Source organism: Arthrobacter gandavensis, assembly GCF_015355785.1.
GTDB lineage: Bacteria > Actinomycetota > Actinomycetes > Actinomycetales > Micrococcaceae > Arthrobacter_B > Arthrobacter_B gandavensis_A.
In genome coordinates this window covers 621843-648345 of sequence record NZ_JADKYW010000003.1, presented here as the reverse complement: position 1 = coordinate 648345, position 26503 = coordinate 621843, and the positions used below count along the sequence as shown (strand labels likewise).

General features: G+C 65.2%; 23 protein-coding genes. 20 read left to right on the top strand and 3 right to left on the bottom strand.

Going from position 1 to position 26503, the window contains the following annotated elements; all coding sequences use genetic code 11:
* Positions 1 to 9: 9 nt before the first annotated feature.
* On the bottom strand, positions 10 to 1056 hold the full coding sequence (locus ITX31_RS04260; protein WP_194782195.1) for a substrate-binding domain-containing protein: 1047 nt from the start codon (positions 1054 to 1056) through the stop codon (positions 10 to 12).
* 159 nt (positions 1057 to 1215) lie between these two features.
* On the opposite strand from ITX31_RS04260, the gene ITX31_RS04255 reads away from it, so the two are divergent.
* The 3 genes from ITX31_RS04255 to ITX31_RS04245 all read left to right on the top strand — a co-directional run bounded on the left by ITX31_RS04255 (position 1216) and on the right by ITX31_RS04245 (position 5058).
* Positions 1216 to 2745 carry a sugar ABC transporter ATP-binding protein gene (locus ITX31_RS04255; protein ID WP_228528947.1) on the top strand — a complete coding sequence of 510 codons (1530 nt, stop codon included), beginning with the start codon at positions 1216 to 1218 and terminating at the stop codon, positions 2743 to 2745.
* A complete protein-coding gene (locus tag ITX31_RS04250; RefSeq protein ID WP_416354777.1) occupies positions 2742 to 3797 on the top strand; it encodes an ABC transporter permease in 1056 nt (351 codons plus the stop codon). Before ITX31_RS04255 ends, ITX31_RS04250 begins: the two co-directional genes overlap by 4 nt.
* A 67-nt stretch (positions 3798 to 3864) precedes the next feature.
* A complete protein-coding gene (locus ITX31_RS04245; protein ID WP_194782194.1) occupies positions 3865 to 5058 on the top strand; it encodes an ROK family transcriptional regulator in 1194 nt (397 codons plus the stop codon).
* 7 nt (positions 5059 to 5065) lie between these two features.
* Here ITX31_RS04245 and ITX31_RS04240 read toward each other — a convergent pair whose 3' ends face one another.
* Complete coding sequence (locus ITX31_RS04240; protein ID WP_194782193.1) at positions 5066 to 5578, bottom strand: VOC family protein; 513 nt, start codon at positions 5576 to 5578, stop codon at positions 5066 to 5068.
* Between the two features lie 98 nt (positions 5579 to 5676).
* Between ITX31_RS04240 and ITX31_RS04235 the strand changes: the two genes are divergently transcribed.
* Positions 5677 to 6495: an AraC family transcriptional regulator gene (locus ITX31_RS04235; protein ID WP_194782192.1), complete on the top strand. Its 819-nt coding sequence runs from the start codon at positions 5677 to 5679 to the stop codon at positions 6493 to 6495.
* Positions 6496 to 6684: 189 nt separating this feature from the next.
* Here the strand turns inward: ITX31_RS04235 and ITX31_RS04230 are convergent, their stop codons facing one another.
* Positions 6685 to 7275 carry a rhodanese-like domain-containing protein gene (locus ITX31_RS04230; protein ID WP_194782191.1) on the bottom strand — a complete coding sequence of 197 codons (591 nt, stop codon included), beginning with the start codon at positions 7273 to 7275 and terminating at the stop codon, positions 6685 to 6687.
* Positions 7276 to 8122: 847 nt separating this feature from the next.
* Between ITX31_RS04230 and chvE the strand changes: the two genes are divergently transcribed.
* The 16 genes from chvE (at position 8123) to ITX31_RS04150 (ending at position 26427) form a co-directional block, all read left to right on the top strand.
* Positions 8123 to 9244, top strand: coding sequence for a multiple monosaccharide ABC transporter substrate-binding protein (gene chvE, locus ITX31_RS04225; RefSeq protein ID WP_194782190.1), 1122 nt, complete (start codon positions 8123 to 8125; stop codon positions 9242 to 9244).
* Between the two features lie 84 nt (positions 9245 to 9328).
* Positions 9329 to 10945: a multiple monosaccharide ABC transporter ATP-binding protein gene (gene mmsA, locus ITX31_RS04220; RefSeq protein WP_194782189.1), complete on the top strand. Its 1617-nt coding sequence runs from the start codon at positions 9329 to 9331 to the stop codon at positions 10943 to 10945.
* Positions 10942 to 12150: a multiple monosaccharide ABC transporter permease gene (gene mmsB / locus ITX31_RS04215; protein WP_416354776.1), complete on the top strand. Its 1209-nt coding sequence runs from the start codon at positions 10942 to 10944 to the stop codon at positions 12148 to 12150. The genes mmsA and mmsB overlap by 4 nt, the downstream gene beginning before the upstream one ends.
* A gap of 402 nt (positions 12151 to 12552) precedes the next feature.
* Positions 12553 to 13512: a DUF6772 family protein gene (locus ITX31_RS04210; protein ID WP_228528946.1), complete on the top strand. Its 960-nt coding sequence runs from the start codon at positions 12553 to 12555 to the stop codon at positions 13510 to 13512.
* An 8-nt stretch (positions 13513 to 13520) separates the two neighbouring features.
* The gene (locus ITX31_RS04205; RefSeq protein ID WP_194782188.1) at positions 13521 to 13865 is read left to right on the top strand and encodes a hypothetical protein; all 345 of its coding nucleotides are present in this window, start codon (positions 13521 to 13523) and stop codon (positions 13863 to 13865) included.
* Positions 13866 to 13951: 86 nt separating this feature from the next.
* Positions 13952 to 15448 (top strand): ABC transporter substrate-binding protein, encoded by a 1497-nt coding sequence (locus tag ITX31_RS04200; RefSeq protein WP_323745578.1) that lies wholly within the window; start codon positions 13952 to 13954, stop codon positions 15446 to 15448.
* Between the two features lie 52 nt (positions 15449 to 15500).
* Positions 15501 to 16583, top strand: coding sequence for a LacI family DNA-binding transcriptional regulator (locus tag ITX31_RS04195; RefSeq protein ID WP_194782186.1), 1083 nt, complete (start codon positions 15501 to 15503; stop codon positions 16581 to 16583).
* A complete protein-coding gene (locus tag ITX31_RS04190; RefSeq protein ID WP_194782185.1) occupies positions 16580 to 17509 on the top strand; it encodes an ABC transporter permease in 930 nt (309 codons plus the stop codon). The genes ITX31_RS04195 and ITX31_RS04190 overlap by 4 nt, the downstream gene beginning before the upstream one ends.
* Positions 17506 to 18390, top strand: coding sequence for an ABC transporter permease (locus ITX31_RS04185; protein ID WP_228528945.1), 885 nt, complete (start codon positions 17506 to 17508; stop codon positions 18388 to 18390). The genes ITX31_RS04190 and ITX31_RS04185 overlap by 4 nt, the downstream gene beginning before the upstream one ends.
* A gap of 3 nt (positions 18391 to 18393) precedes the next feature.
* Positions 18394 to 19416 (top strand): ABC transporter ATP-binding protein, encoded by a 1023-nt coding sequence (locus tag ITX31_RS04180; protein WP_194782184.1) that lies wholly within the window; start codon positions 18394 to 18396, stop codon positions 19414 to 19416.
* Entirely contained in the window at positions 19409 to 20395 is a 987-nt protein-coding gene (locus ITX31_RS04175) for an ABC transporter ATP-binding protein (protein ID WP_194782183.1), read from the top strand. Before ITX31_RS04180 ends, ITX31_RS04175 begins: the two co-directional genes overlap by 8 nt.
* 26 nt (positions 20396 to 20421) lie before the next feature.
* Positions 20422 to 21939, top strand: coding sequence for an FGGY-family carbohydrate kinase (locus ITX31_RS04170; RefSeq protein ID WP_194782182.1), 1518 nt, complete (start codon positions 20422 to 20424; stop codon positions 21937 to 21939).
* Entirely contained in the window at positions 21929 to 23431 is a 1503-nt protein-coding gene (locus tag ITX31_RS04165; protein WP_194782181.1) for an FGGY-family carbohydrate kinase, read from the top strand. The genes ITX31_RS04170 and ITX31_RS04165 overlap by 11 nt, the downstream gene beginning before the upstream one ends.
* Positions 23428 to 24036, top strand: coding sequence for a histidine phosphatase family protein (locus ITX31_RS04160; protein WP_194782180.1), 609 nt, complete (start codon positions 23428 to 23430; stop codon positions 24034 to 24036). The genes ITX31_RS04165 and ITX31_RS04160 overlap by 4 nt, the downstream gene beginning before the upstream one ends.
* A gap of 32 nt (positions 24037 to 24068) precedes the next feature.
* Entirely contained in the window at positions 24069 to 25115 is a 1047-nt protein-coding gene (locus tag ITX31_RS04155; RefSeq protein ID WP_194782179.1) for a 2-hydroxyacid dehydrogenase, read from the top strand.
* A 118-nt stretch (positions 25116 to 25233) separates the two neighbouring features.
* Complete coding sequence (locus ITX31_RS04150; RefSeq protein ID WP_228528944.1) at positions 25234 to 26427, top strand: phospholipase D-like domain-containing protein; 1194 nt, start codon at positions 25234 to 25236, stop codon at positions 26425 to 26427.
* Positions 26428 to 26503 lie beyond the last annotated feature (76 nt).

Below are 26503 nucleotides of genomic sequence, written 5' to 3'. Positions count from 1 at the left end.
TGGACGTCTCTAGGACTCGAACGCGGTGGGCAGGTACTTCTCCACGTTCTCGCCGGTGACCACCGGCGCGTAGAGGACCACGCGGTTGGGTACTTCGATCTCCACCAGGTCACTCATGGCCTTGTCCTGGACCAGCAGGCGGGCCAGGCGGATACCGTCCGCAGCCTGCGTGGAGGGGTAGATGATGGTTGCCTTCAGGACACTCTCACCGGACTGGATCTCACGCATCGCGTTGGCGGATCCGGCGCCTCCCACCATGATGAATTCGTCGCGGCCCGCTGCATCGATGGCGGCCAGGACGCCGATCCCCTGATCGTCGTCGTGGTTCCACAGCGCGTCGATTTCCGGAGCCGCGGAGAGCAGCTGGGACGTGGCCGCTTCGCCGCCCTGGACGGTGAAGTCGGCGGCAACCCGGTTGCTGACCTCCAGCCCGCAGCCTTCGAGTGCGTCCTTGAAGCCGGCGCTGCGGTCCTGCGTCAGCGGCAGGGAGTCGATGCCGGCGATTTCGGCGACGACGGCGTTGGGATCGTCTCCAACCTGTTCGCAGATGTATGTTCCGGCGCTGACGCCCATGCCGTAGTTGTCACCCAGGATGGTGGTGCGTGCGGCGAAGGGGCTGGAGAATTCGCGGTCCACGTTGATCACCGGAATCCCCGCTTCCATCGCCTGGGTGGCTACGGAGGTCAGGGCCGCACCGTCCGTGGGCAGCAGGACGATGGCGTCCACGCCTTCGTTGATGAACTGCTCCACCTGGCTGATCTGCAGGTTGGCGTCATTGGTGCCCTCTGCCACCCGGAGTTCAACATCCGGGTACTTCTCCGCTTCGGCCAGCGCAGCGGAGTTGATGGCCCCGAGCCAGCCGTGGTCTGCAGCCGGACCGGAGAAGCCGATCACTACGGTGTCGCCCTCGGCCTGGTTGCCTTCAACCGAGTTGTTGGTGGGTTCGCTGCTGGATTCTTCGCCGCTTGAACATCCGGTGAGGACGAGTCCGCCAACGGCGATGAACGCCGCGGTGGTTACGAGCTGCCTCCGGCCCGGCATGCGTAGTGCCTGCATGGTTGTCTCCTCTAATCGGTCGGTGTTCCTTCTCCAAGAGGCCTGTTGGCACCTTGCATGCCCTGCGCCTCATCGTGATGGCCGTCACACTAACAGAAGTCCGCCGAAAAAACTGCAAGATACTGTCAGTGATCGACATAAGTGTGTAAGCTCCGTTCCATGTCGATGGCCAGCGATGTCCCAGAACGCCTCCAGCCGCTGCTTGAGGTCCGCAACCTGAGCAAGAGTTTCGCCGGAGTGCGGGCACTGCAGGGTGTGAACCTTGAGGTGGTGCCCGGAGAAGTCCACTGCGTGCTCGGACAGAACGGCGCGGGGAAATCCACACTGATCAAGGCGCTCTCCGGGGTGCACCAGCCCGACGGCGGCGAGATCCGCTGGAAGGGGAAGCCGGTGCAGCTCACGGCTCCCACCGATGCCCTGGAGCTGGGCATCGCCACCATGTACCAGGAACTGGACGTGGTTGACGGACTGAACGTCGCGGAGAACATCTTCCTGGGGCACGAGGACGCCCGAGCCGGGGTGCTGCGGGTAAGGGATGCGAAGGACAGGGCACGCAAGCTGCTGGCGCGGCTGGGCCACGAAGACCTTTCCCCGGGCACGGAGGTGGGAACCTTGTCCGCCGCAGGCAAGCAGATCGTGAGCATGGCCCGGGCGCTGTCCCGCAACGCACGACTGATCATCATGGATGAGCCCAGCGCCATCCTGGACACCGGTGAGGTGGCCAACCTGTTCCGGGTCATCCGCCAGCTCACCGGGCAGGGAATCGCCGTGGTCTACATTTCCCACCGGCTGGAGGAGATCGACCAGATCGGTGACCGGATGTCCGTGATCAAGGACGGGCGAAGCACCGCGTCATCACTGCCGGTCAAGTCCGTCTCCCGGTCGGAGCTGGTGAAGCTGATGACGGGCCGGGAGACCACCAACGTGTTCCCGCTGCGGGCGCCGGTGGCGGAGGGGAAGGCGCTGCTCGAAGTAGACGGGCTGGGACTGGCCGGATCCTTCCGGGACATCAGCTTCTCGGTGCGGCCCGGGGAAATTCTCGGCCTGGCCGGGCTGGTGGGTTCCGGCCGCTCGGAAATCCTGGAGACCATCTACGGTGCCCGCAGGGCCACCGCCGGCAGCGTGAGCGTGGACGGCAGCAAACTGCAGCCGGGATCGGTGGCCGCAGCCATTCGGGCCGGGATCGGGCTTTCGCCGGAGGAGCGCAAAAGCCAGGGCCTGCTCCTGGATGAGCCGATCTACAAGAACGCCACCCTGTCCACGTTCGCCCGCTTCGCGCGCCGCGGGCTGCTCAACGAACGCGGCGAAAAAAAAGCGGCGCAGGAACAAACGGCGGCACTGCAGCTCACGCCGGCAGACACCGAACGGCCGGCCCGCACGCTGTCCGGCGGCAACCAGCAGAAAGTCCTGCTGGCACGCTGGCTGATCCACGGCACGCGGATCCTGCTGCTGGATGAACCTACCCGCGGAGTGGACGTCGGCGCCAAGGCCGAGATCTATGCACTGATCCGCCAGCTCGCCGCCCAGGGGGTTGCGATCGTGGTGGTCTCCAGTGAGATCGAAGAAGTCATTGGCCTCGCTGACCGCGTGCTGGTGCTGGATGCCGGCCGCATGCTGGCCGTCAGCGACGCGAAAGACATCGATGAGCATTCCGTACTTGACCTCGTCCTGAAAGGAAACTCCCAGTGAGCGACCAAAACACAACGACGCTCCAGCCGTCCTCCGAAGGCGGGGGAGCTACCGCTGCCGCCCATCAGCGCGGCGTCCGGCAGCTCATGGGAGGATCCGGTGTCCGCAACCTCGGCCTGATCATCGCCCTGGGCCTGCTGATCGCCGTCGGCGCGGCAACCGGCGGCTCACAGTTCCTCAGCGTGGACAACATGCTTACCATCCTGCGGCTGGCCTCGATCATCGGGGTGATCTGCATTGGGGTCACCTTCGTCATCACCGCGGGCGGTATCGACCTCTCCGTTGGGTCGGTGATGGGCCTAGCCAGCGTGGTGGCCAGCCTCGCCGCGGTGCAGGCCGCCGCAACCAACAGCAGCTGGCTGCTCATGGTGGCGGTGGCCCTGGCCGTGGGTGCCCTCGCCGGGCTGATTAACGGCGTGATCATTGCCTACGGAAACGTGGTGGCGTTCATTGCCACCCTGGCCATGCTGGTCGCCGCGCGCGGACTGGCGGAGCTGATCTCCGGCCGGAGCACGCAGATTGTCACCAACCGGGACTTCACCTCCGTGCTGCGCTCCAACTTCCTGGGCGTTCCGCTGCTGGTCTGGATCTTCGTGATCGTGGCGGCGGCCGGATGGTTCCTGCTCAACCGCACCACGTTCGGCCGGCGCACGGTGGCGATCGGCGGCAACCTTGAAGCCACCCGGCTGGCCGGGATCAAGGTCAAGCGGCACATCGTCTGGCTATACGTGCTCTCCGGCATCACGGTAGGCATCGCCGCGATCATGATGATGGGCCGCACCACGGCCGGAACCTCCACGCACGGGACGCTGTATGAACTGGACGCGATCGCCGCGGTCGTGGTGGGCGGGACGCTGCTGGTGGGCGGCCGGGGAACGATCGTGGGCACCGTCCTGGGCGTCCTGCTCTTCAGCACCCTCACCAACGTCTTCGTCCAGAACAACCTGGACACCTCGGTGCAGAACGTCACCAAGGGCGTCATCATCGTGGTGGCGGTGCTGCTCCAGCAGCGGTTCGCGGTCCGGGGGACCCGGCGCAAGGGAGCGATATGAGATTCCCCGGCCCCGGCCGCAACCTTGCCCTGCAGAGTAACGCCGATTCCTGTGCTTGAATTGCCCGGTGGTCGATATAAGGAATGCCTCCGTGGTCTCCGGAGCGAGTGAACTCTTCCAGCTGCTCCGGAACGGGCAGCCGCGCACCCGGTCGGAGCTGGCGGATATTGTGGGAGTGGCCCGCTCGACCATCGTGCTCCGGCTCGAGGCGCTCATGGAGATTGGCCTGGTTGCTCCCGTGGAGGATGCGGTGTCCACCGGCGGGCGTCCGTCGTCGCGGTTCGCCCTGAACACCGGCAACCAGGTGGTCCTCGGCGTGGACATCGGGGCGTCCCACCTGCGGCTGGGAGTCTGCGACCTCGCCGGAAACACGCTCGCTGCCGCCACCGAGGAACTGCAGGTCAGCGCCGGGCCGGAAGCCGTACTGGATACCGTCGCAAAGCTGGGGGACCGGCTCCTCGGCGAAGCAGGCCGCACCTCCCGGGACCTGCTCGCCGTCGGCATCGGGGTTCCCGGCCCCGTGGAGCACCGGACCGGCCGGCCCATCAACCCGCCGATCATGCCCGGATGGAACGGTTTCGACGTGCCCGGGTATCTGGGATCTCACTTCGGCGTCCCCGTGCTGGTGGACAACGACGTGAACGTGATGTCAGTCGGTGAGCGCGAAGCGGCGTGGCCCGACGTCGCGGACCTGGTGTTCCTGAAGGTCGCCACCGGCATCGGCGCGGGCATCATCTGCAACGGCGAGCTGCTCCGCGGCGCCGACGGCGTGGCCGGGGACATCGGCCACATCCGGGTCAGCGGCGGCGGGGACAAGCTCTGCCGGTGCGGGAACTACGGCTGCCTCGAGGCGCTGGCCTCCGGCAACGCCGTCGCGGAAAAGCTGCAGGCCGCCGGGCTGGACGCCCGGGACGGCCGTGACGTGGTGCGGCTGGTGAACCAGGGCAACCACGAGGCCGCCCACGCCGTCCGCCAGTCCGGGCGGGATGTGGGGGAAGTGCTCTCCGCCTGTCTGTCCATGATCAACCCGGCGGTCATCGTCATCGGCGGGTCGATGGCTTTGACCGGTGAGCACTTCATCGCCGGGGTGCGGGAAGTCGTCTACTCCCGGACTATGCCCCTGGCCACGCAGCACCTGCGGATTGTGCAGTCGGTGTCCGGGCTGGACGCCGGGATGCGCGGAGCCGGGGTGCTGGCCATCCAGTACGCGTTGTCCGCGGAGAGCATCGAACGGATGCTGCGGGACCACGCCGGTGCCTGAGAACTGCTCAGCCCTGCTGCGCCGCCCACTCTGCCACGCGTGCTGTGCTTTCCTCCTCTGACAGGTCCTCCACCCGGGTCATGATGGTCCAGCGGATGCCGAAGGGATCACGGATGCTGGCGAATCTGTCCCCGGACACAAAGGTGGCCAGCGGTTCCCGCACGACGGCGCCGGACGCTTCCGCGCGGGCCACCACTGTATCCGCGTCCGAACAGTAGAAGCCCAGCGAATAGCAGGCCGCGTCCGGCTCCGGCGGGTTCACCAAGCCGTAGTTGGGGTTGGGTTCGCCGAGCTGGAGATGGCCGCTGCCGAGGTCAAGGTCAGCGTGGACGGTCACGCCGTTCATTTCCGTCACGTCCACCACCCGTGCGCCGAAAACGTCCCGGTAGAAACGGATTGCCTCCGCCGCTCGCGGGACGGCGATGAACGGTGTGAGACTGGTCAGGCCGCGGGGAATACCATCGGTGGTGTGCCGGCCGGTGACTCCGGGGTTCGGGTTACGGTTCTGGGTTGTAGTCATTGAATCAGGCTAGGAACGCGGGCCGCGCGGCGTCTTGGCGATTCGCGACATCCGGGCATCATCTCTCGATCCCGGGTGGGATGTGCAGGAGGAGATGAATGACGCAGTCCTGGCGCGGCCCGCTGTATCCATCCCGGCTGCCTTCTTTTCATCGGGTTCCGGCGCCCGCGCCGCTGGCGGACCGCATCCGCTGGTTCTGGATCCCCGAATGGAACCTTGAGCCGGGCAGGACCTCCCGGCAGGAAGTTCTCCCCTTCCCGGCGCTGAACCTGGTGGTGGAACAGGGCCGTGTGCGGCTGTACGGACCCGCAACGCGGCGGTCCTACCGGGACCTGGCCGGTACCGGGTGGGCGTTTGGCATTCTCCTGCGGCCGGCGGCGGTTCCGTTCCTCTGCGCGGATCCGGGTGTGCTGCGGGATGCCGATGAGGTGCTGGACGCGCCCGGCCTGCGAACCGCCGTCACCGCCGCGATGGATGCACCTGCTGACGACGACGGCGGTGCCCGCCGCGCGGCGGCCGTTGCGGCGGCGTCGGGCTGGGCGGCAGCCACGCTGCCCCAACCGTCACCGGAGGGCCAGCTGGCCAACCGGTTCGAGGAACTGATCGAGGCGAATCCGTCCCTGACGCGCGTTGACCAGGCCGCTGACCTGCTGGGGGTCTCCGTGCGCACCCTGCAGCGGATTGCCCGAAAGCATGTGGGGCTGCCGCCGCTGGCGATGATCCGCCGCTACCGGCTGCAGGAAGCGGCGGAGCGGCTGCGCACCGATCCGGACCTGACCGTTGCCGACGTCGCGGCCGAGTTGGGCTATGCCGACCACGCGCACCTGACGGACGTTTTCCGCGACGTGCTGGGGTTCACGCCCAGCAGGTACCGGCGTGAGGCGGGGGCGGGTGGGGACTGGCGGAGCGGGGACTGACAGCGCGGGGACTGGCAGAGCCAAAGCTAGTCCCTGCGTGCCCGGAATGCAACGGTGCTGGTGATACTGGAGTGGTTTTGGGGGCAAATAATTTTTCCGGCGCAAATAGATGATTAATCTGGGAACGGCCCGCTCCGTTGGGGCGGAGCGGGCCGTTGCCGGAGGTCAGGGGTGCTTTTGTGCTCGAACCTAGCGGTCCAGCTCCGCCTGGATCTGTTCCCAGGACGGCTCGGATGCTCCCTGGTTCCAGGGCAGGTAGGCCAACGCCTTGCCCATGGCGCAGGTGTTGGAGAGAGCGGAGAAAACCAGCCCGCCGCTGATGCCGCCGGCCAGGACCCGGAATTTCGGCGACGCGATGCGTCCGGCTAGCAGGCCGAGCCCAACGAGGCTTCCGGCAGCGAAGCGCACCTGGCGCTCCATGTCCCAGACCTGCCGGCCGCGGACCACGGCCCCGCCGGCCTTCTCGACGTCGGCTGCGCTGTCGGTGAGCACCTGCCCGCCCTGCAGTCCGGCTGCTGCCAGGCGCTCTTGCGCCTGCTTCGCGCGGACACCGGACTGGCACATCAGCACGACGCCGTCCTCCAGCCGGGCGGCCAGCTCAACAGTGTGGGCGGAGAGCAGGGAAAGGGGAATGTTGTGGGCGCCGGCGACGTGCGCGGACTCGAACTCTGCAGGGTTGCGGACGTCGATGACGGTGAGGTTCGGGTTGTCCTCGAGCAGGGTCTTCAGGGTTGCGGCGTCGAGGGTCTTGGCGGTCTCTGCGGTGGCAGCGGGTGACATGCGGTTCCTTCGGTTGTAGTGGCCGGAGCGAAGCACCAACCCTAGAGCCCGAATCTGGGAGAAGTCAGGGGATGTTACGTCGTGTGGCCCGGGGCCGGCCGGGCTAGCCTGCCGCGCTGCGGCGGAGATTCCCTGCGTCTCTGGTTCTTGGGGCCAAATGTGTCTTTTTTGCTCTTGACGAACGTCCCAAGCGGCCTTCTCGAGCCAAGCCGAGTGCTGAGCGAGTGCTGCACCGGGTGGAGGTGCATCCTGTGTGGCGATAACGCTGTTTGGGAGCTTCCCGGGGCATCGTGTGTGGCGATAACGCTGTTTGGGAGCTGCCCGGAACATCCTGTGTCGCGATAACGCTGCTCTCGCTCGGTGAAGGGGACGTTATTGCAGCAGAGGATCAATCCCTGACTCTGATAAGAGCGTTATTGCGACAAAGGATTCTCCGAAGGGGGTCAGCGTCGCCGGCAGCCCACGCGTGCCATCGCTCCGCCTTCCCGCCCGCGGCCGCGCCGCTCGCCCCTACCGCCCACGCTTGCCGCCGGATCCTACCGGCTCACCGCCGCAGCCCCAGCGCCCACCGTCCCACCGAGCGCTCTCGCCCCAACACTGCAACCCCGCAGCCCGCAAAACCTCCCCAAATGCCCGCATTGCGGTTGAATAACGTTACGGAAACCCCTTGCAGTGATCCACGTCACGGGCATATGTTGTGCTCGCCTACAAATTGTCGGTAGGGGTACCGGCAGGGCGCTACAGCGTTGTATCCGCTCGATCCAGCCGTCCGGGTCACAAGGATGTTTCCCGCAGTCTCGCCGCGCAGTGCCTTGCCGGCGGCAGGATCCTTTTCAAAGGTTCGACCATGAGCAAAAGAAAGAATGTTTCGGCCCTCTTCCTGGCGTTCGGCCTGGCAGCAGGCATGGCGGCCTGCGCCCCGGCCGGGACCACAAACAGCGACAGTGAAGGCGGCGACGGCGTCGAATGCAATGTGGGCATCTCCATGCCCACCCGCAGCCTGGAACGCTGGATCAACGACGGCGAAGGGCTGAAGGAAAACCTCGAGGCCCGGGACTGCACCGTTGACCTGCAGTACGCCGATGACAAGACAGACCAGCAGATCTCCCAGATCCAGAACCAGGTGGCCGGCGGCGCCAAGATCCTGGTGGTCGCCGCGATCGACGGCGAGACCCTGGGTCCGGTCCTGGAGGACGCCAAGAGCCAGGACGTCACCGTGATCGCCTATGACCGCCTGATCAACGGGACCGACGCCGTGGACTACTACGCCACGTTCGACAACTACAAGGTGGGCCAGCTCCAGGGCGAGTTCATCGAGGAGCAGCTGGGCCTGGCCGACGGCGAGGGCCCATACAACCTTGAACCGTTCGCCGGCAGCCCGGATGACAACAACGCCAAGTTCTTCTTCTCCGGCGCCTGGGACGTGCTGCTTCCGTATGTGGAGAGCGGCCAGCTGGTGGTTCCCTCCGGCAAGTCCCCGGCCTCGAACGATGACTGGGCGACCATCGGCATCCTCGGCTGGGGATCCGCGGATGCGCAGGCGGAAATGGACAACCGCCTGCAGTCCTTCTATACCGGCGGGGACAAGGTCGACGTCGTGCTGTCGCCCAACGACAGCCTGGCCCTGGGCATCGAGCAGTCGCTGTCCAGCGCCGGCTACACGCCCGGTACCGACTGGCCGGTGATCACCGGGCAGGACGGCGACGTCGCAAACATCAAGGCGATCCTCGCGGACCAGCAGTCCATGACCGTCTGGAAGGACACCCGTGAACTGGGTGCGCAGGTGGACACCATGATCGAGCAGATCGTCAACGGCGAAGAGGTGGACGTCAATGACACCGAAACCTATGACAACGGGGTGAAGGTGGTGCCCACCTACATCCTCGAGCCGCAGGTAGTGGTCAAGGACCAGGTCCAGTCGACGCTGGTGGATTCCGGCTTCGTGGAGGCAGGCGACATCGGACTCTAGGGCAGCCCGCCCCGCGGGGCACGACGGCGACGGCACTTGCCAGCGACGTCGTGCCCCGCGTCCTCCGGAAAGAACAGGCAGCACATGATCGATCAGGACGTCATCCTCTCAATGGACGGCATCGTGAAGGAATTCAGCGGCGTCCGGGCGCTGGACGGCGTATCCGTCGCCGTCCGGCGCGGAGAAGTGCACGGAATCTGCGGCGAAAACGGCGCCGGAAAATCCACGCTGATGAACGTGCTCAGCGGCGTCTACCCGCACGGCAGCTTCACGGGCACCATCTCCCTGGAAGGAAAGGAGGTGCGCTACAACTCCATCAATGACAGCGAGCGGGACGGAATCGTGATCATCCACCAGGAGCTGGCACTCAGCCCGTTCCTGTCCATCGCGGAAAACATCTTCCTCGGCAACGAGGTGCAGCGCGGCGGGGTGATCGACTGGAACCAGACCAACCTCCAGGCCGCCGCCCTGCTCAAACGCGTGGGACTGGACGAGAACCCGGCCACGAAGATCCTCGAGCTCGGCGTCGGGAAGCAGCAGCTCGTGGAGATCGCCAAGGCGCTGTCAAAGGAAGTGAAACTGCTGATCCTGGATGAGCCGACGGCGGCACTGAACGACGGCGACTCAGCCCACCTCCTGGGGCTGATCGACCAGCTGCGCGACGGCGGGATCACCTCGATTGTCATTTCCCACAAGCTGAAGGAAATCCGTGCCATTGCGGACACCGTCACGGTGATCCGCGACGGAAAGACCATCGAGTCCTTCCCGGTGGAGGACAGCGATGAGATCGAAACCCGGATCATCCGGGACATGGTCGGCCGCCCGCTGGACAGCCAGTTCCCGGACCGGGAACCCCACATCGGCGAGGAAAAATTCCGGGTGGAGGACTGGACGGTCCATCACCCGATCGACGTCGACCGCGTGGTGGTGGACAGTGTGTCCTTCCACGTGCGGGCCGGGGAGATCGTGGGGTTCGCCGGGTTGATGGGTGCCGGGCGCACCGAGCTGGCGATGAGTATTTTCGGCCGGTCCTGGGGGACCGGGGTGTCCGGGCGGGTATTCAAGGACGGTGCCGAAATCCAGACCCGGTCGGTGGACGAGGCCATCCGGCACGGACTCGCGTACGTCAGCGAGGACCGCAAACGGTACGGGCTGAACCTGATCGGCTCCGTGGTGGTGAACGTGTCCGCCGCAGCGCTGGGGAAGCTGGCACGGCTGGGCGTGATCGACAAACACCGGGAGTACTCCGTGGCCGATGACTACCGGCAGAAGATGAACATCCGCACCCCAACCGTGGCGTCCGTCGTCGCGAACCTCTCCGGCGGAAACCAGCAGAAGGTGGTGCTGAGCAAGTGGATCTACTCGGGACCTGATGTGCTGATCCTGGACGAACCCACCCGGGGCATCGACGTCGGCGCCAAGTTCGAGATCTACGGAATCATCAACGAGCTGGCCGCGCAGGGGAGGGCCGTGGTCGTTATCTCGAGTGAGCTGCCGGAGCTGATCGGGCTGTGCGACCGGATCTACACCATCGCCGAAGGCCGGCTCACCGCAGAGGTGCCCCGGGCCGACGCAACGCAGGAAGAACTGATGCGGCACATGACCGCCGACAGGAACGGAACCGGGCCGGCTGAACCATCCGCCGCTGCCGAATCCGTCCGAACGAAATCCGCTGGAAGTGAAGGGACACAAGGAACGTGACCACAACAACTCCTGAACAGGCCAAGACGCCTGCCCCGCCGCCTGCGGGCGGAAACGGCCGGAAGCGGATGCGGATCGACCTGCAGCAGTACGGCATTCTGGCCGCGCTGGTGGTGATCGTGCTGTTGTTCCAGGTCCTCACCGGGGGCCGGCTGCTGTATCCGGGCAACGTCAGCAACCTCATTCAGCAGAACGCGTACGTGCTGATCCTGGCGATCGGCATGGTGATGGTGATTATCGCCGGGCACATCGACCTGTCCGTGGGATCGGTGGTCGCCACAGTGGGGGCCGTCGCCGCGCTGGCGATGAACAGCTGGGGCCTGCCCTGGTGGGCCGCCGTCGTGATTTCCCTGCTCGTGGGGGCCGCGATCGGCGCGTGGCAGGGATTCTGGGTGGCGTTCGTGGGGATACCTGCGTTCATCGTGACGCTGGCAGGGATGCTGGTGTTCCGCGGCGTCGCGCTGATCCTGCTGACCGGCGGAACCATCAGCGGCCTGCCCCGGCCGTTCAACGCGATCGGTTCCGGCACGCTGCCGACCACCGGCACGCCGGACCTGCTCACCCTGGGGATCGGGGCGCTCGCCTCCGTGGCCCTGGTGGTGCAGCAGCTGAAGGCCCGCAATGACCTGCGGAAGCTTGACCTGCCGCGGGAGCGGACGGCGTCGTTCGTGTTCAAGAACGCCGTGGCCGTCGCCGCGATCATGTACCTCTGCTATCTGCTGGCCTACAACCGCGGAACGCCGATTATCCTGATCATCCTTGCCGGGCTGGTGCTGGCGTACTCGTTCCTGCTGAACCGGACCGTGTTCGGCCGGCACATCTACGCCATGGGCGGGAACCTGCACGCGGCCATGATGTCCGGGGTGAAGACCCGCCGGGTGAACTTCCTGGTGTTCGTGAACATGGGGTTCCTGGCCGGGCTCGCTGCCGTGGTGAGCACGGCGCGTGCCGGCGGTGCCGTGGCCTCGGCCGGCGGCGGGTTTGAGCTGGATGCGATCGCTGCCGTGTTTATCGGCGGTGCGTCGGTGCAGGGCGGTGTGGGCACCGTGGTGGGTGCGGTGATTGGCGGCCTGGTGATGGGTGTGCTGAACCAGGGCCTGTCCATCCTGTCCGTGGACGCCGCGTGGCAGCAGGTAATCAAGGGCCTGGTGCTGCTGCTGGCCGTTGCCGTCGGGTTCGCCCGGCGGGGAAGGAGTGCACGGTAGTTTTCCTTGACTCGGCTGCCGGGCATGGGGAATACACCGGCACGGACGTGGGAGCGTCCCTTCGATGACGGTGCCGGCCACACGGTTCCGGCGGGAGGCCAGGCGCTGGTTCCTGCTCCTTTCTAAGATCCGGCAGCGGCCGGCACTCCAGAACGCGGGGTGCCGGCCTTTGCCGTTTCGAGCAGTGCCGGCCTGGATCAGCGCCATCGAATCCGACTGGCAGGCTGGCTCCGTAACAAATTCGCTCTAGTGATGCAGGCCACAAAAAACCCTTGACGGCCGAAAACATGAACGTTATCGTGAACGTTATTATTCGGAGCGATGATGGTTCGGCCACAAAAAATTAACGTTATCGTGAACGTTAATTTTGCTCCGCGTGATTAATTCCTGAATGGAGCACAAGTGAGTATTGACGCTACAAACGATCTGGTGGATGCGCTGCGCAAATCCGCCGTCGCCGCAGATCCAGCACTGTCCAAATTCAACCCGCTGCCGCGCATTCTGGTGCATGACGATTTCAACACCGGCACGCACGGGTGGATTGAACTGATCGGCAACCACGACGAGTTTGGCAACCTCGACACAGTCGATGACCACATGCGCGATTTCCGCCCGCCGCAGCTCAGCTCCTGCAACTTCTTCGACGTGGGAACGCACGGCGCCATGTCAGGGACATACGCCCTCAAGGTTTCGACCCGCCCCGAGGCCGGACACACCGGCGTGGCCATCCGCCGGCTCACCATGGCTGGAAAGGGCAAGGTGCAATTCGAGACGTACCTCGCCTACAAGGCAGAGGCCCATTCTGAGGAAAACGGTGCCGCGCACGAGGCAGGCAGCGGGAACTGGGACGCGAACTTCCATCCCTCCGAGCGGCAGTTCGGCGCCCTCACCATAGCAACGGATATTTGCGACGGCGTCCGCTACCACTGCGTAGCCCGCTATCTGAACACGGACCTGGACAACAAGCTCGTCCAGGAATGGGTATACCCGTCCGTGCCGGAACCGACTCCCCGTGAACACTTCGAAGGCAAGATCAAACTGCCGCGCACCGCAGACTTCACCGCCCCCAACCCCGAGGACTGGCACTCCTTCACGCCGCGCCAGGAACTGTGCTTCAACGAAGTCCCCACCAAGGTCAACTGGCACTACGTCCGCTGGGTGATCGACACGGAGACCCGTTCCAATGTTGAGCTGCAGGTCAACGACGAAGTATTCGATATGCGGGATGTTCCGGTTCCGGCGTATGACGAGGAATACGGCTCATTGGGCAACCTCCTCAATTTCTATGTTTCCGTGCGAACCCACGCCAATGTCCGCAACTTCGTATACCTGGATTCAGTCCTCATCTCCGTAGATTGGTAAAAAATCTTATGAAGCAATCATTCACCGCCGTACTGGAAAGAAACTCTTCGCTCGAGGGGCAGTTCGCTACGGAACCCTATGAAGTGGCATGGGCCAGCGAAGCACGCTGGTTCATCAATACGCTTTCCATCGATCCCGGCACGGCCATGAACGCGCAGGTCCAGGTCTCACCGGACGGACTCAACTGGTGCGACATCGACGACTCACCCAAGACCGTGTCCGAAACCGGGACGGTCAGCTGGACCACGTCCGACTTCGGCGGATGGCTCCGGCTCAAGGGAGACGTCCGCAATGACAGCGGTGCTCCCGACGGGCGCGCCAAAGTCCAGATCTACTTGGCCCTCAAGGGCTAAAACCACCCCAACAGCAGCAAACGAACAAGGGAACAAAGATGTTTCAGAGGACGCCCGGTGGGCTTGAGATAAACAGACGCAATTTCATGTTCCTCACGGGCGCGGGAGCGGCGGCAACGTTCCTGGCATCCTGCGGGGTCGGGGGAGGAACAACGGAAGGCGCGGACCGGGCACTCAAAGCCGTCTTCAGCCAGCCGATAACCGACCTCGACCCGCACGCAGCGAACACCGCTGTGGATGAAGCCTCGCTCATCGCGAAGTACCTCATCTTTGACACCCTGGTCCGCCGGAACGGCACGGAGATTGTGCCGTCCCTGGCCACGGAGTGGAAACAAGCGGATCCCACCACCTGGGTGTTCACTCTGCGTGATGACGTCAGCTTCCACGACGGCACGCCGCTGACGGCCGAGGACGTGGTGCAGTCACTCAAACGGATCCAGTCAGTAACTTCGGCCCAGACGCCCCTCTGGGCGCCGGTCTTATCCGCCGAAGCAACCGGAACGTCAACCGTGACCTTTAAGACGGACGGGCCGCTGGGCACACTGCCGGTGAATCTGACACTGCTCTTCATCGTCCCCGCGGCGTCGGCCAACAGCCCCGACTTCTTTGCCAACCCGGTCGGTTCGGGGCCCTACACGGTGGCATCCTTTGTTCCCTCCTCATCCCTCAAACTGAAGCGGTCCGATCAGTACTGGGGCGATGCGGGCAAGGTCGCTGACATCGAAATGCCCTACATCGCTGAAACTTCCAGCGCCATCACATCCCTGAGTACCGGGGAAGTGGACCTTCTTTGGCCGGTCCCCGCCGATCAGGTCAAGGAGGTTGAGGCCATTGGCGATGCAACGGTGGAAAGAATCCCCAGCTACGTCTACTACTTCAACTGGTTCAACTGCAGCCGGCCTCCGTTTACGGACGCCAACGTGCGCCGGGCCATGTGGCACGCACTCGACGTCGAGACCATCGTCTCCACCCTTTATGGGGAGGGCGCCGAGGTAATGACGGCGCCTATCCCGTCAACAGTCTTCGGTTACGCCAAGCAGGAACCGTACCGGCACGACCCTGATCTGGCCCGGAAACTGCTGAAGGAAGCGGGAATGGCGGACGGTTTCTCCACCTCGCTCATGTGGTTCGCCGGAACGGGCCCGTCCGCCACGGAACTGGCCCAGGCCATGATTTCCGACTGGGCCAAGATCGGGGTCAAAGTAGAGGCCCAGAGCATTGAGAAGGCGGATTGGCTGCAGCGGCTGAATACCCTGGACTGGGATATGGACCTCCAGACCAACACGGTCACAACCGGAGACGCGGATTTCACCCTCGGCAGGCTGTACACCTCAGCCGCGAACCGGCTGGGGTACTCCAACCAGGAACTGGACGCCGTCCTGGACAAGGCACATTCCATAGCCGAGCAGCCGGAGCGGGAAAAGCTGTACGCCGAAGCGTGCAAGACAATTTGGGATGAAGCAGCGGGTATTTTCCCGGCAAGCATCGTGACGGCCTACGGACGGCGCAAAAGCCTCGAAGGGTTTGTTCCCGTGGCCAGCAACCAGCCGGATCTGTCCCGCATATCCCTGAACGCCAAGTGACACCCGGGGTTGGACCGGCCCACGAACCGTCGGAGACTGAAGAAGGTACCCGTTGAGCAGCAACAGAGCAACGCTAAAGAAGGTGGCCGACGCCCTAGGCCTTTCCGTGAATACCGTTTCCAGGGCGCTCGCCGGCAAGGATGCCGTCAAGGAAAGCACCCGGCAGCTGATCGAAAAAACAGCAGCAGACATGGGCTACGTTCCAAACTCAATGGCCAGGTCGCTGGTCCTGGGAAAAGCCATGACTATTGGTTTGGTTATCACCAACCCGTCCAACCCGTTTTATGCCCGCCTTATTAGCGCAGTGGAGGAACGGTGCCGGAACCACGGCTATTCGCTGCTTTTGTTCGCCACTGAGGAAAACCCGGACAATGAGCGTTCGGCGGTGCAGACGCTTTACCGCTGGGGGGTGGACGGTGCAATCGTCGTCCCCTCCCAGCAGACCGCCGAGCCCTGGGAACTCCTGCGGAAATACGGCATTCCCATGGTTCTCATCAATCGTTTCCTGGAGGGCTTCAACTGGGATTTCGTTGGCGTTGACCATGAGCAGGGGGCCTACGAGGCAACCAGGGCCCTCCTGCATACGGATAGCCAGCGCCGCGTCTGCCTGCTTGAGGAAGACCTGGAGATATCCACGGTTCGTTCCAGGACCAACGGCTACGCCCGTGCCATGAAGGAGGCGGGCCACGGGGAAGAACACCAGCTGGTGGAAAGAGTCCCCACGAACCGCCAGGACTCAAGCACGCTGCCCTGGGACCCCGCCGCTGCCTACCAGGCCGCGCGGGCCCTGCTGCAGCACTTCACGCCCGGATCAGCGATCCTGGTGGGCAACGACCATTTTGCGCTGGGACTGTACAAGGCACTTGCTGAGGCAGGACTGCGCGTACCGGAAGACATCGAAGTCTTCGGATACGGCAATCACCCCTTCTCCGCATACATGCAGCCGCCGCTGTCCACCATGGCGCTGCCGGCCGAATCCATCGGCGCGTCAGCAGTGAACCTGCTCATTCAGCGGATTGACGGCACCGCGTCAACGGACGAACCCGCCCACATAGTCAAACCCGCGCAGATGATCCTCCGGGAATCCACACGCGTCCGTCAGGATGCTTTCGTCCCGGCTGGAACGTCCGAATGAAGACCTTCCTCGCGAAACGCATCTGGCAAACCCTGATCCTGATTTTCGGTGCCATCACGATCGTCTTCATAGTCCTGCGCGCCATCCCCGGAGATCCTGCGCTCCTTATGGTCGGGGCCAACGCGACGCCGGCGGAAGTCGACCAGGTTCGCATCGACATGGGGTTGAACGAGCCGCTGTGGATCCAGTACTTCCAGCACCTGTGGGAGGTGGTGCAGGGGGACTTCGGCGAATCCTGGCGGCTCGGAGGCGACGCACTGGCCATCACCCTGTCCCGGCTTCCGGCCACCCTGCTGCTGGCCTTTTACGCCTTCGTGCTTACTGTGGCGCTGGGTGTTCCGCTGGGGATCTACTGTTCCCGGCGTCCCGGAACAATCGCGGACAGAATCGTCTCCGTCATGTCCCTGACCGGCCAGGCCCTGCCCGCGTTCTGGGTTGGCATCATGCTCATCCTGGTCTTCTCCAGATGGCTCAACCTTGTGCCGGCAGTCCCGGACGGGACCTTCAAAACGTCGATCCTGCCGGCCTTCACGCTGGCCCTGCCCTTCATCGGCTGGCTTGCCCGCCTGGTGCGCAACGGGGCACTGGAGGAAATCGGCAAGGACTATGTCCGAACGGCAAAAGCCAAGGGACTGGCACCCGGGGTGATCTTCTACGTCCACGTCATGAGAAACACCCTGGTGCCGATCGTGACCGCACTGGGCTTCATCCTTGGCAACTTCATCGCCGACGCCGTGATCATTGAAAACGTCTTCTCCTGGCCCGGCATCGGTTCACTCATGGTTGATTCCATTACCAACCGTGACTACGCCATTGCGGAAGCCACGGTCATCGCCATCACGGTGGCCTACGTCATCATCAACCTGGCCGTGGATCTGCTGTACTTCGCCGTAGACCCCCGCCTCACGCCGGAGACTTCCTCATGAGCACAAAACTCCCCGTCCCGGAAGCCGCTCCCCGGAGCAGGCGCCGTCCCAGGACCTTCCGGAGCCCAATGGTGCTGGGCGCCGCAGTCATTCTGGCCCTTTTCGTCTGCGCGGGAATCTTTGGAAGTTTCCTCCTCCCGTACAACGGCGTTGCCACCAGTCTTCCCGACCGGCTCCTTCCGCCCGGGGCGGAGCTGAGCGGGGGAGGGGTGGCGCTGCTCGGCACCGACCAGCTGGGACGGGACATGCTGGCCCAGGTAGTCGCCGGCAGCAGGGTTTCCCTGACCGTTGCCTTCGCCACCATTGCCATAGCCGGCGCAGTGGGACTCATCCTCGGCGTAACCTCCGGGTTTTTCGGGGGCAGGTGGGACGCCCTCATCTCCCGGCTGGGCGACATCCAACTGGCCTTCCCCTCAATCCTGCTGGCCATTCTCCTGGCCGGCGTGCTGGGTCCCAGCCTGGTGAACGTCATCCTGGCGCTGGCCATAACGCGCTGGGTGATCTTCGCCCGGGTGGTTCGGGCCTCGGCGCTCTCCACCCGGCACCTGGATTTCGTCGACTCCGCCCGCGTGCTCGGGGCCTCGAACACCCGCATCCTGCTGAAATACATCATCCCCTCCTGCTGGCAGCCGCTGATTGTCGCCGCCACCGTCCAGGTGGGCCTGACGATGGTCGCCGAAGCGTCCCTCAGCTTCCTGGGGCTGGGCGTTCCCCTCTCCGACGCTTCCTGGGGCGCCACCATCGCCAACGGCAGGGACCACCTTGCCAGCGCCTGGTGGATCGCCACGCTTCCGGGACTGGCCCTCGCGCTCGTAGTGGTGTGCGTCGGAATCCTGGGCGATGCCTTCCGCGACCATTCCGACCTGCGCAAGAACGGATAAGACATGAGCCTCAACACCTCCAATGCCCCAGGGCCGCTGCTTGACGTATCCGGCCTGTCCATCGACTTTCGGACCGACGGCACGCCTGTCCAGACGGTCTGCGACGCAACGTTCACCGTGGAAGAGGGCAAGACCCTGGCCATCGTCGGAGAATCGGGCAGCGGAAAGACCCTGACTTCCCTGGCAACGCTGGGACTGCTGCCGCCGGGAGCGGAAATTTCCGCCGGAAGCATCAAATTCCGCGGAACCGAACTGGTGGGCCTGTCCGAGAAGGACTGGCGCGCCATCCGGGGCCAGCAGATTTCCATGATCTTCCAGGATCCGATGTCTGCGCTGAACCCCGTGATCACAGTTGGCAAGCAAATCGCGGAGATGTTCATCCGGTCCAGCCGGATGCGGCGCCCGGAAGCCAGAGAAGCGGCGCTGTCCCTGATGCGCGAGGTAGGCATCCCTGATGAAGCCAACCGGTACAACAACTATCCGCACCAGTTTTCAGGCGGAATGCGCCAGCGGGTGGTCATCGCCATCGCCCTCGCGCTGCAGCCCAGCCTGATCATCGCGGACGAACCTACGACGGCCCTGGACGTCACGGTCCAGGCGCAGGTTCTTCGGCTGCTGCGCCAGCGCTGCCAGGCCCGCGGCATGTCCATGATCATCGTCAGCCATGACCTAGGCGTGGTTGCCCGCTCGGCTGACGCCGTCGCTGTCATGTACTCCGGGAGGATCGTCGAGTGCGGAACGGTGGAAGAGATCTTTACCCGGCCGTCCCACCCCTACACCAAGGGACTCATGGCCGCGACGCCGGAGAGATCCGGACAGCGACGCGCCGTGCCCATTCCGGGGCATCCGCCGGATCCCCGGAACCGGCCGCAGGGCTGCGACTTCAACCCCCGGTGCCCCTTCGCGACCGACGAATGCTTCGCCGTCGTTCCCGCCCTGCGGGACCTTGGGACAGGCCGCAGCTGTGCCTGCCACCACGCAGAACGGGTCCAGGCCCACGACTCCACGGGAGCAAGCCATGTCTGAGAACACCGCCCTGCTGGACGTCACGGGGCTCGTAGCCGGCTACAGCGTTAAGTCCGCATCCTGGCTGGGTAAACGACGGTCCGTGCATGCCGTCTCGGGCGTCGACCTGACGCTGGCCCGGGGCGAGACCCTGGGCATCGTGGGGGAGTCGGGCTGCGGCAAGTCCACACTGGCCCGGACGCTCGTCGGCCTGCTCAAACCGCTGGCCGGAAGCATCCACTTTGACGGACGGGACGTCGGCACCCTCAAAGCAGGCGAGCTGCGTCCGGCCCGGCGGCACATCCAGATGGTGTTTCAGGACCCGTTCTCATCCCTGAATCCCCGCATGCGCGCCGGTGAACTCATCTCCGAAGGCTGGGAAATCCACCCCGGAATCGTGGAGAAAAGCGAATGGCCCGAAGAAATAGCCCGCTGCCTGGAACGGGTTGGGCTGAGCCCCGAACACGCGAGCCGGTACCCGCACCAGTTTTCCGGAGGACAGCGCCAGCGCCTGTGCATCGCCCGGGCACTGGCGCTGAAGCCGCAGGTCATTGTCTGCGACGAGGCCGTCTCAGCTCTGGACGTGTCCATCCAGGCGCAGATCCTGAACCTGCTTGAAGACCTGCAGAAAGAATCAGGCATTTCCTACATCTTCATTTCCCATGACCTGGGAGTTGTCCGGCATATCGCAGACCGGGTAGCCGTCATGTATCTGGGAACCGTCGTGGAGACCGGTGATGCCGGCCGCATCTTCAGCCATCCGAGGCACCCCTACACTCGGGCACTGCTCTCCGCGGCTCCCAGCATGGATGACTGGATGGACGCTGAAGATACCGAAATCATCCTGAAGGGAGATGTTCCCTCCCCGCTCTCCCCACCGTCCGGATGCCGCTTCCGCACCAGATGCTGGAAGGCGCAGGAACGCTGTGCCACCGAGGCCCCGGTCCTGGAAAACCGATCGGGGGAAGACGCCGTTGCCTGCCACTTTCCCCTCGACTGACCGCTCCAGCCACTGGAAGGATTCCCATGGCGATTATCAGCGTTGATGCCGGCACCTCCATGATCAAAGCCGTTGCCTACCACCGGGACGGAACCGAACTGGCGGTGGCCCGGAGGCAGACCACGGTGCTGCATCCCGAACCCGGCTGGGCGGAACAGGACATGCACGAAGTCTGGGCAGCCGTCGCGGAGACGGTCCGGGCGGCGGCGCAGCGGGCAGGACAGCAGGTGGAGGCGCTTACCATCACGGGCCAGGGGGACGGCTGCTGGCTGGTGGACGAAGACCTGCAGCCGACGGGAAACGCCATCCTCTGGAACGACGCCCGCGCCGCAGGAATCGTAGACCGGTGGGCCGCGGCCGGGTATGAACCGGCTTCCTTCGCGATCAGCGGGACCCGGACCTTCGCCGGACTTCCCCACGCGATCATGGCCTGGCTCCGTGAGCATGACCCGGCACGGCTGGAACGGTCACGAACGTCGCTGAGCTGCAACGGCTGGGTGTACGCCTGCCTCACCGGCACCGCCGCTATGGATGAGTCAGATGCCGCGGCACCGTTCCTGGACATCCGCCTCCGCGCTTACAGCCAGCCCCAGCTGGACCAGCTGGGAATTGCCTGGATGGGCGCGTTCCTGCCGCCGCTGATCAGCGACGGCTCCAGGGTGGGGCAGCTCAGTCCGGAAGCTGCGCAGGCCCTGGGGCTGGCCGCCGGCATACCGGTGGTAATGGCGCCGTACGACATCGTGGCCACGGCCATCGGCGCGGGAACGGTCACGGCCGGCAGTGCGTGCACCATCCTGGGCACTACGCTCTGCACCCAGTCCGTGACGCCGGTTCATGCCCCGGACGGCGACGGCGACGGCGCCGGCGCGACGATACCCATCGGTCCGCCCGGACAGTATCTCCGGGCCTTCCCCACCCTCGCCGGGACGGAGGTGCTCGCCTGGGCGGCCGGTCTCCTGGGACTGGACGGCCCCGCCGCGGTCTGCGCGCTGGCCGCCGGGGCCCCCGCCGGGGCCGGCGGACTCGTCTGCCTGCCCTACCTGTCACCAGCGGGGGAACGCGCGCCCTTCCTCGACCAGCAGGCGCGGGGAATGCTTCTGGGGCTTTCCTTCGATTCCACCCCGGCGCACGTGGCCAGGGCCGTGGTGGAGGGACTCAGCTTCGTGATCCGCGACTGCCTCGAAGCCTCGGGCACTGCGCCGTCGGAACTGCGGATCTGCGGCGGCGGAGCGAACAGCGCTGCGTGGGCGCAGATCCTCGCGGACGTCACGGGCGTGCCAATTATCCGCTCGGCGGACTCCGAAGTCGGGGCCAAAGGGGCGTTTATCGCCGCGATGGCCGCGCTGGGCGCGGTTCCAGACCTGGAGGCCGGCGCCAAGCTTTACAGCCGGGAACGGGACGTGTTCAGCCCCGGCCCATCCAGCGCCGCCTACTCGGAGCATTTCAGCGCCTTCCTCGCCCTGCGCTCCACTGCGCGCGGGGCGTGGCCCCAGCTGGAGCAGCTGCGCGGGGCTCACAGCGGAGGGGCAGTCCATGCTGCCTGAGGCACGGACAGGTGAAGACTGCTGGATCGGCATCGATCTGGGAACCCAAAGCGTGCGCGTTCTTGCCGTCAGCTCCGCCGGCACCGTAATGGGCTCCGGCCGCAGTTCCCTGGACAGCGTGCGGAACGGCGCCCGGCATGAGCAGGACCCGCGGCAGTGGTGGAATGCCGTCACCGACGCCTGCGCACAGGCAACGGCCGCGCTGCACGGCACCATTCGCGGTGTGGCCGTCGACGCGACCTCCGGAACCGTGCTGCTGGGCGGGAGGCCCGGGCAGAACCTCACCCCGGGCCTCATGTATGACGACACCCGTGCCGCCGTCGAAACGGAGCGCGTCAACGACGCGGGACAGGATCTCTTTCGGCGGCTCGGCTACCAAAAAGTCCAGAGCTCGTGGGGACTTCCCAAGGCCGTGTGGCTGATGGAAAACGCGCCGGGAAACACGCCTTACCGCATCCTGCACCAGAGCGACTTCATCAACGAGCTGCTGACCGGTGCGCCGGTTGCCAGTGACCTGAGCAGCTCCCTGAAAACGGGATGTGACCTGCAGGCCGGCTGCTGGCCGCAGGATCTCATGACTGCGCTGGAGATTCGGGAGGAAGTCCTGCCGGAACTGGCACTTTCCGGCACTGTCCTTGGGCAGGTGTGTGCCGGCGCGGCGGAGGCCACCGGCATACCCGCCGGAACTCCAGTCATAGCCGGTATGACGGACGGATGCGCGGCCCAGCTGGGTTCCGGTGCCCTGGCGCCCGGAGCCTGGAACTCCGTTATCGGCACCACCCTGGTGCTCAAAGGCGCTACGAAGCAGCTGCTGCAGGACCCATCGGGAGTTGTCTATTCCCACCGGGGGCCCGACGGCGGATGGCTGCCCGGCGGGGCGTCAGGCACGGGTGCCGGGTACATCACCACCCGGCTGCCCGGACGGGACCTGGACGCCCTTTCCGCCGAGGCGCACCGGCACCTGCCCGCGAAAGCCGTGATCTATCCGCTGGCATCCGCCAAAGGGGAACGGTTTCCTTTCGTTGCCCCGGACGCGTTCGCCTTCACCGTGGGCCGCACGGGCAGCGACGCTGAACTCTACGCAGCCCTGATCCAGGGGATCTCCTTCGTTGAACGGCTGGCGTTCGATCACCTGCGGAGCCTGGGCGCACCGACGGGCGGGCCGCTCGTCCTCACCGGCGGTGCTGCGCGCAGCCGGAGCTGGTCCCAGCTGCGCGCTGACGTCCTGGGCCGGCCCGTGACGCTGGTCAAGAACGCCGAGCCCGCACTGGGCATGGCCATCCTCGCTGCGTCCGCCGGGTCCGGCTCCCTCGCCGAGACGGCCGCCGCCATGGTCACGGTTGATGAAGTGCTCGATCCTGAACCGGGAGCTACCGCGAAATACATGGAACCCTACCTTCAGCTTGTCAGTGAGCTCCGGTCCCGGAACTGGCTTGGAACCACACTGGCGAACCACGCCCGGGACAATGCCCAGGAAGCAGCTGCCGCATGACACGAATCATCCTGGCCCGGCACGGCGAAACCGTGTGGCACAAGGAAAACCGATACGCCGGATCCAGTGACGTCGCCCTGACCCCGCGCGGCACGGCCCAGGCCCGCGCACTCGCGGCCTGGGCAGGCCGCCAGAACCTCGACGCCGTCGTCACCTCTGACCTGGCCCGAGCCATAGCGACGGCGCAGCCGGCGGCTGCCGCGTCCGGGCAGGAGCTCCGGCAGGATACCCGGCTTCGGGAGCTCCACTTTGGCCACGCCGAGGGCCTGACAGCCGCCGAGATCCGGCAGGCCTATCCGGGGGTTTATGAATCCTTTCTCACCGACCCGGCACTGAACCACCTCCCCGGCGGGGAACCTCCGCCGGATGCGGCAGCCCGCGGCCTCGAGGCGCTGGAGGAGATTTTCACTGCCCATCCCGAGGCCCGCGTCCTGGTGGTGGCGCACTCGACGCTCATCCGCCTTCTGCTGTGCAGCTTCCTGGGGATACCTCTTCGCCACTACCGCCGGGTGTTTCCCAAACTGGCCAACTGCGCGCTCACGGAACTTGAGCTCACGGCCGGCCGGGCATCCCTGCTCCACTTCAACGCACCGCTGCCTTCCTGAAGAACCTTCCACCAACCGAACTGGGGTACCCCGTGTCTCGCATACTCATTGCAGGCGACCACTTTGTCCTGAATTCCCTTCTGCGCGAAGCCCTCTCACGGCATACGCCGGACCTGCCGGACCCAGCCGAACTGACCCTTCCCTGGCCGGTGGAACCGTTTCACCGCATCGCGGAAGTTGATGAGGCCTCCGGAGACGAGGACGAACTGATTGACGCGCTCCAAGGCGCCGAGATCTGCCTGACCCAGATGGCGCCGCTGACGGAGCGGGTCCTGCGTGCCTGTCCCGAGCTGCGGCTGTTCGCGGTGACCCGCGGGGGACCGGTCAACGCCAACCTCGCTGCCGCTGCCGCGCACGGCGTAGCCGTCACGTTCGCCCCGGGACGGAACGCCACCGCCACCGCCGAGCACACCGTGGCGCTGACGCTGGCCGCAGTGCGGCAAATTCCCCAGCGGAACGCCGAGCTCCTCGCCGGTGCCTGGCGAAGCGACTACTACCGCTACAACGAGGTTGGACCGGAAATCAGCGGCGCGACCGTGGGCCTGATTGGCTACGGGGCGATCGGATCGCGTGTCGCTGCGATCCTGCACGGATTCGGTGCACGGATCCTCGTCTTCGACCCGTTCATTCAGCCCGGAACCCTGCCAGCGGAATTCGAGCAGGCGTCAACGCTAGACGAACTCCTGGGTTCCGCGGACATCGTCACGCTGCATGCCCGCCTCACACCGGAAACCACGGGGCTGATCGGCGCGCGGGAACTTGCCCTGATGCGTCCGGGGTCGATCCTCATCAATGCGGCCCGCGGAGCGTTGCTGGATTACGACGCGCTCTGCGACGCGCTCGAAGCCGGACACCTGTACGGCACTGGCCTTGACGTCTATCCGTCCGAACCGCTGCCCGCCGGGTCACGCCTGCGCAGCATCCCCAGCGCGGTGCTGACACCCCATCTGGCCGGCGCGAGTAAGCCAACCGCTCACAAAGCCGCCGAGATCGGCGCGGCTGAGGTCGGCAGATACCTGAGGGGCGAACCGCTCCAGCACTGCGCCAATCCCGAATTCGCGCACTCCAGAGTTTCCTGACCGCCACGGATTATTCCCCGGACCCAGTCCCGCGGTCCGGGGACTTGCACCGCACCGTAAGTCAATGCACTGAAAACCACCGCACCGCTAAGTTCCCGCACTCACAAAGGAAAAGAGCATGCCCAAATCGACGTACAAAGCCCTGGCTGCATCCCTTATGGCCGTCATGCTGGCAGCCACTGCCGGTTCCGCGGCGAATGCCCAGGGGCCAGCCGCCGCCTCTGCGGCGGCCCCCTGTCTCACGGCTCCGGCCGCACCGGTGACAACGGGTGCGGCCTTCAACAATCCCGCTGCCGGCCGGCCCACCGGGGTGGTGGAGCAAATCTGCAACCTCGTCAACCAGGCAGCACCCGGGTCCAAAATACAGATAGCGAACTTCGTCATTTCGGGCGCCGCCGGCATGGATTTCACGGAAACCCTGCTTGCCGCCCGCAGCCGCGGGGTGGACATCCAGGTTGTGATTGATGGATGGCAGATCGATAGGCCCGCCGCGGCCACACTCATTAGCGAACTCGGCACGGATGAAAGCTCCGGCTCATGGGTCCATGTCTGCAGCAACCAGTCTCCGGAGGGAAACACTTCCTCCTGCATCGGCACCAAGGGACAGCACAACAAGTTCTACCTGTTCTCCGAGACGGGAGGGGAGAAGGACGTCGTAGTGCAGTCCTCTGCCAACTTCACGGACGTCAACTCCCAGACCTACTGGAACAACGCGGTCACCTTCACGGGCAACCGGGGGCTCTATGACGGTTACGCCTCGTACTTCGAGGACCTTGCGGAGGAAGTCCAGCAGCCGGACTACTACCGGACGGTGACTTCTGGAATGCAGGGCGGAAAGGTGACGGCCCACTTCTTCCCCAGTGCCACCGTGGACCCCATCCAGGAGCGTCTCTCCGAACTGGGCTGCAAGTCGAATGGAGCCACCGAGGTGCGGATCGGCATGTCCGAATGGGATGAATCCAGAATCGGCATCGCCGACCGGCTGGTGGCGATGGCCCAGGACGGCTGTTCCGTGCGGATCGTGCACGGTCCAATGGACAGTACGGTCCTCGATCTGCTGGCCGCACAGCCCGGCGTGGAACTGCGCGAACTCAACTCCGGGGCACTGCCGGGCCGGATCCATTCAAAGTATCTGATCGTGGAGGATGCAACCGGCAAGAACTCCGGCCGAAATGTGGTCATGACCGGCAGCCACAACTACAACGCCACGTCCCTGCGCCGCAACGACGAAGCGATCGTGGAGACCTCGAACCGGGACATCTACCTGCAGTACCGGGAGAACTTCGAACAGATGTGGACCGCTGCGCCGTAGCCTGCGTGCAACGGCCCGAACGCTGACCGCTGAAACGCCGACGGCCGGCGCCCCACCGTCAGGGGTGCCGGCCATT

Excerpts from the sequence above, each read along its gene's own strand:
- ITX31_RS04165 (WP_194782181.1), top strand. The coding sequence starts at position 21,929 with ATGCTGCCTGAGGCACGGACAGGTGAAGACTGCTGGATCGGCATCGAT.
- ITX31_RS04235 (WP_194782192.1), top strand. The coding sequence starts at position 5,677 with ATGACGCAGTCCTGGCGCGGCCCGCTGTATCCATCCCGGCTGCCTTCT.
- ITX31_RS04260 (WP_194782195.1), bottom strand. The coding sequence starts at position 1,056 with ATGCAGGCACTACGCATGCCGGGCCGGAGGCAGCTCGTAACCACCGCG.
- ITX31_RS04160 (WP_194782180.1), top strand. The coding sequence starts at position 23,428 with ATGACACGAATCATCCTGGCCCGGCACGGCGAAACCGTGTGGCACAAG.
- ITX31_RS04150 (WP_228528944.1), top strand. The coding sequence starts at position 25,234 with ATGCCCAAATCGACGTACAAAGCCCTGGCTGCATCCCTTATGGCCGTC.
- mmsA (WP_194782189.1), top strand. The coding sequence starts at position 9,329 with ATGATCGATCAGGACGTCATCCTCTCAATGGACGGCATCGTGAAGGAA.
- ITX31_RS04170 (WP_194782182.1), top strand. The coding sequence starts at position 20,422 with ATGGCGATTATCAGCGTTGATGCCGGCACCTCCATGATCAAAGCCGTT.
- ITX31_RS04175 (WP_194782183.1), top strand. The coding sequence starts at position 19,409 with ATGTCTGAGAACACCGCCCTGCTGGACGTCACGGGGCTCGTAGCCGGC.
- ITX31_RS04180 (WP_194782184.1), top strand. The coding sequence starts at position 18,394 with ATGAGCCTCAACACCTCCAATGCCCCAGGGCCGCTGCTTGACGTATCC.
- ITX31_RS04255 (WP_228528947.1), top strand. The coding sequence starts at position 1,216 with ATGTCGATGGCCAGCGATGTCCCAGAACGCCTCCAGCCGCTGCTTGAG.
- ITX31_RS04205 (WP_194782188.1), top strand. The coding sequence starts at position 13,521 with ATGAAGCAATCATTCACCGCCGTACTGGAAAGAAACTCTTCGCTCGAG.
- ITX31_RS04230 (WP_194782191.1), bottom strand. The coding sequence starts at position 7,275 with ATGTCACCCGCTGCCACCGCAGAGACCGCCAAGACCCTCGACGCCGCA.
- ITX31_RS04190 (WP_194782185.1), top strand. The coding sequence starts at position 16,580 with ATGAAGACCTTCCTCGCGAAACGCATCTGGCAAACCCTGATCCTGATT.
- ITX31_RS04185 (WP_228528945.1), top strand. The coding sequence starts at position 17,506 with ATGAGCACAAAACTCCCCGTCCCGGAAGCCGCTCCCCGGAGCAGGCGC.
- chvE (WP_194782190.1), top strand. The coding sequence starts at position 8,123 with ATGAGCAAAAGAAAGAATGTTTCGGCCCTCTTCCTGGCGTTCGGCCTG.
- ITX31_RS04240 (WP_194782193.1), bottom strand. The coding sequence starts at position 5,578 with ATGACTACAACCCAGAACCGTAACCCGAACCCCGGAGTCACCGGCCGG.
- ITX31_RS04200 (WP_323745578.1), top strand. The coding sequence starts at position 13,952 with ATGTTCCTCACGGGCGCGGGAGCGGCGGCAACGTTCCTGGCATCCTGC.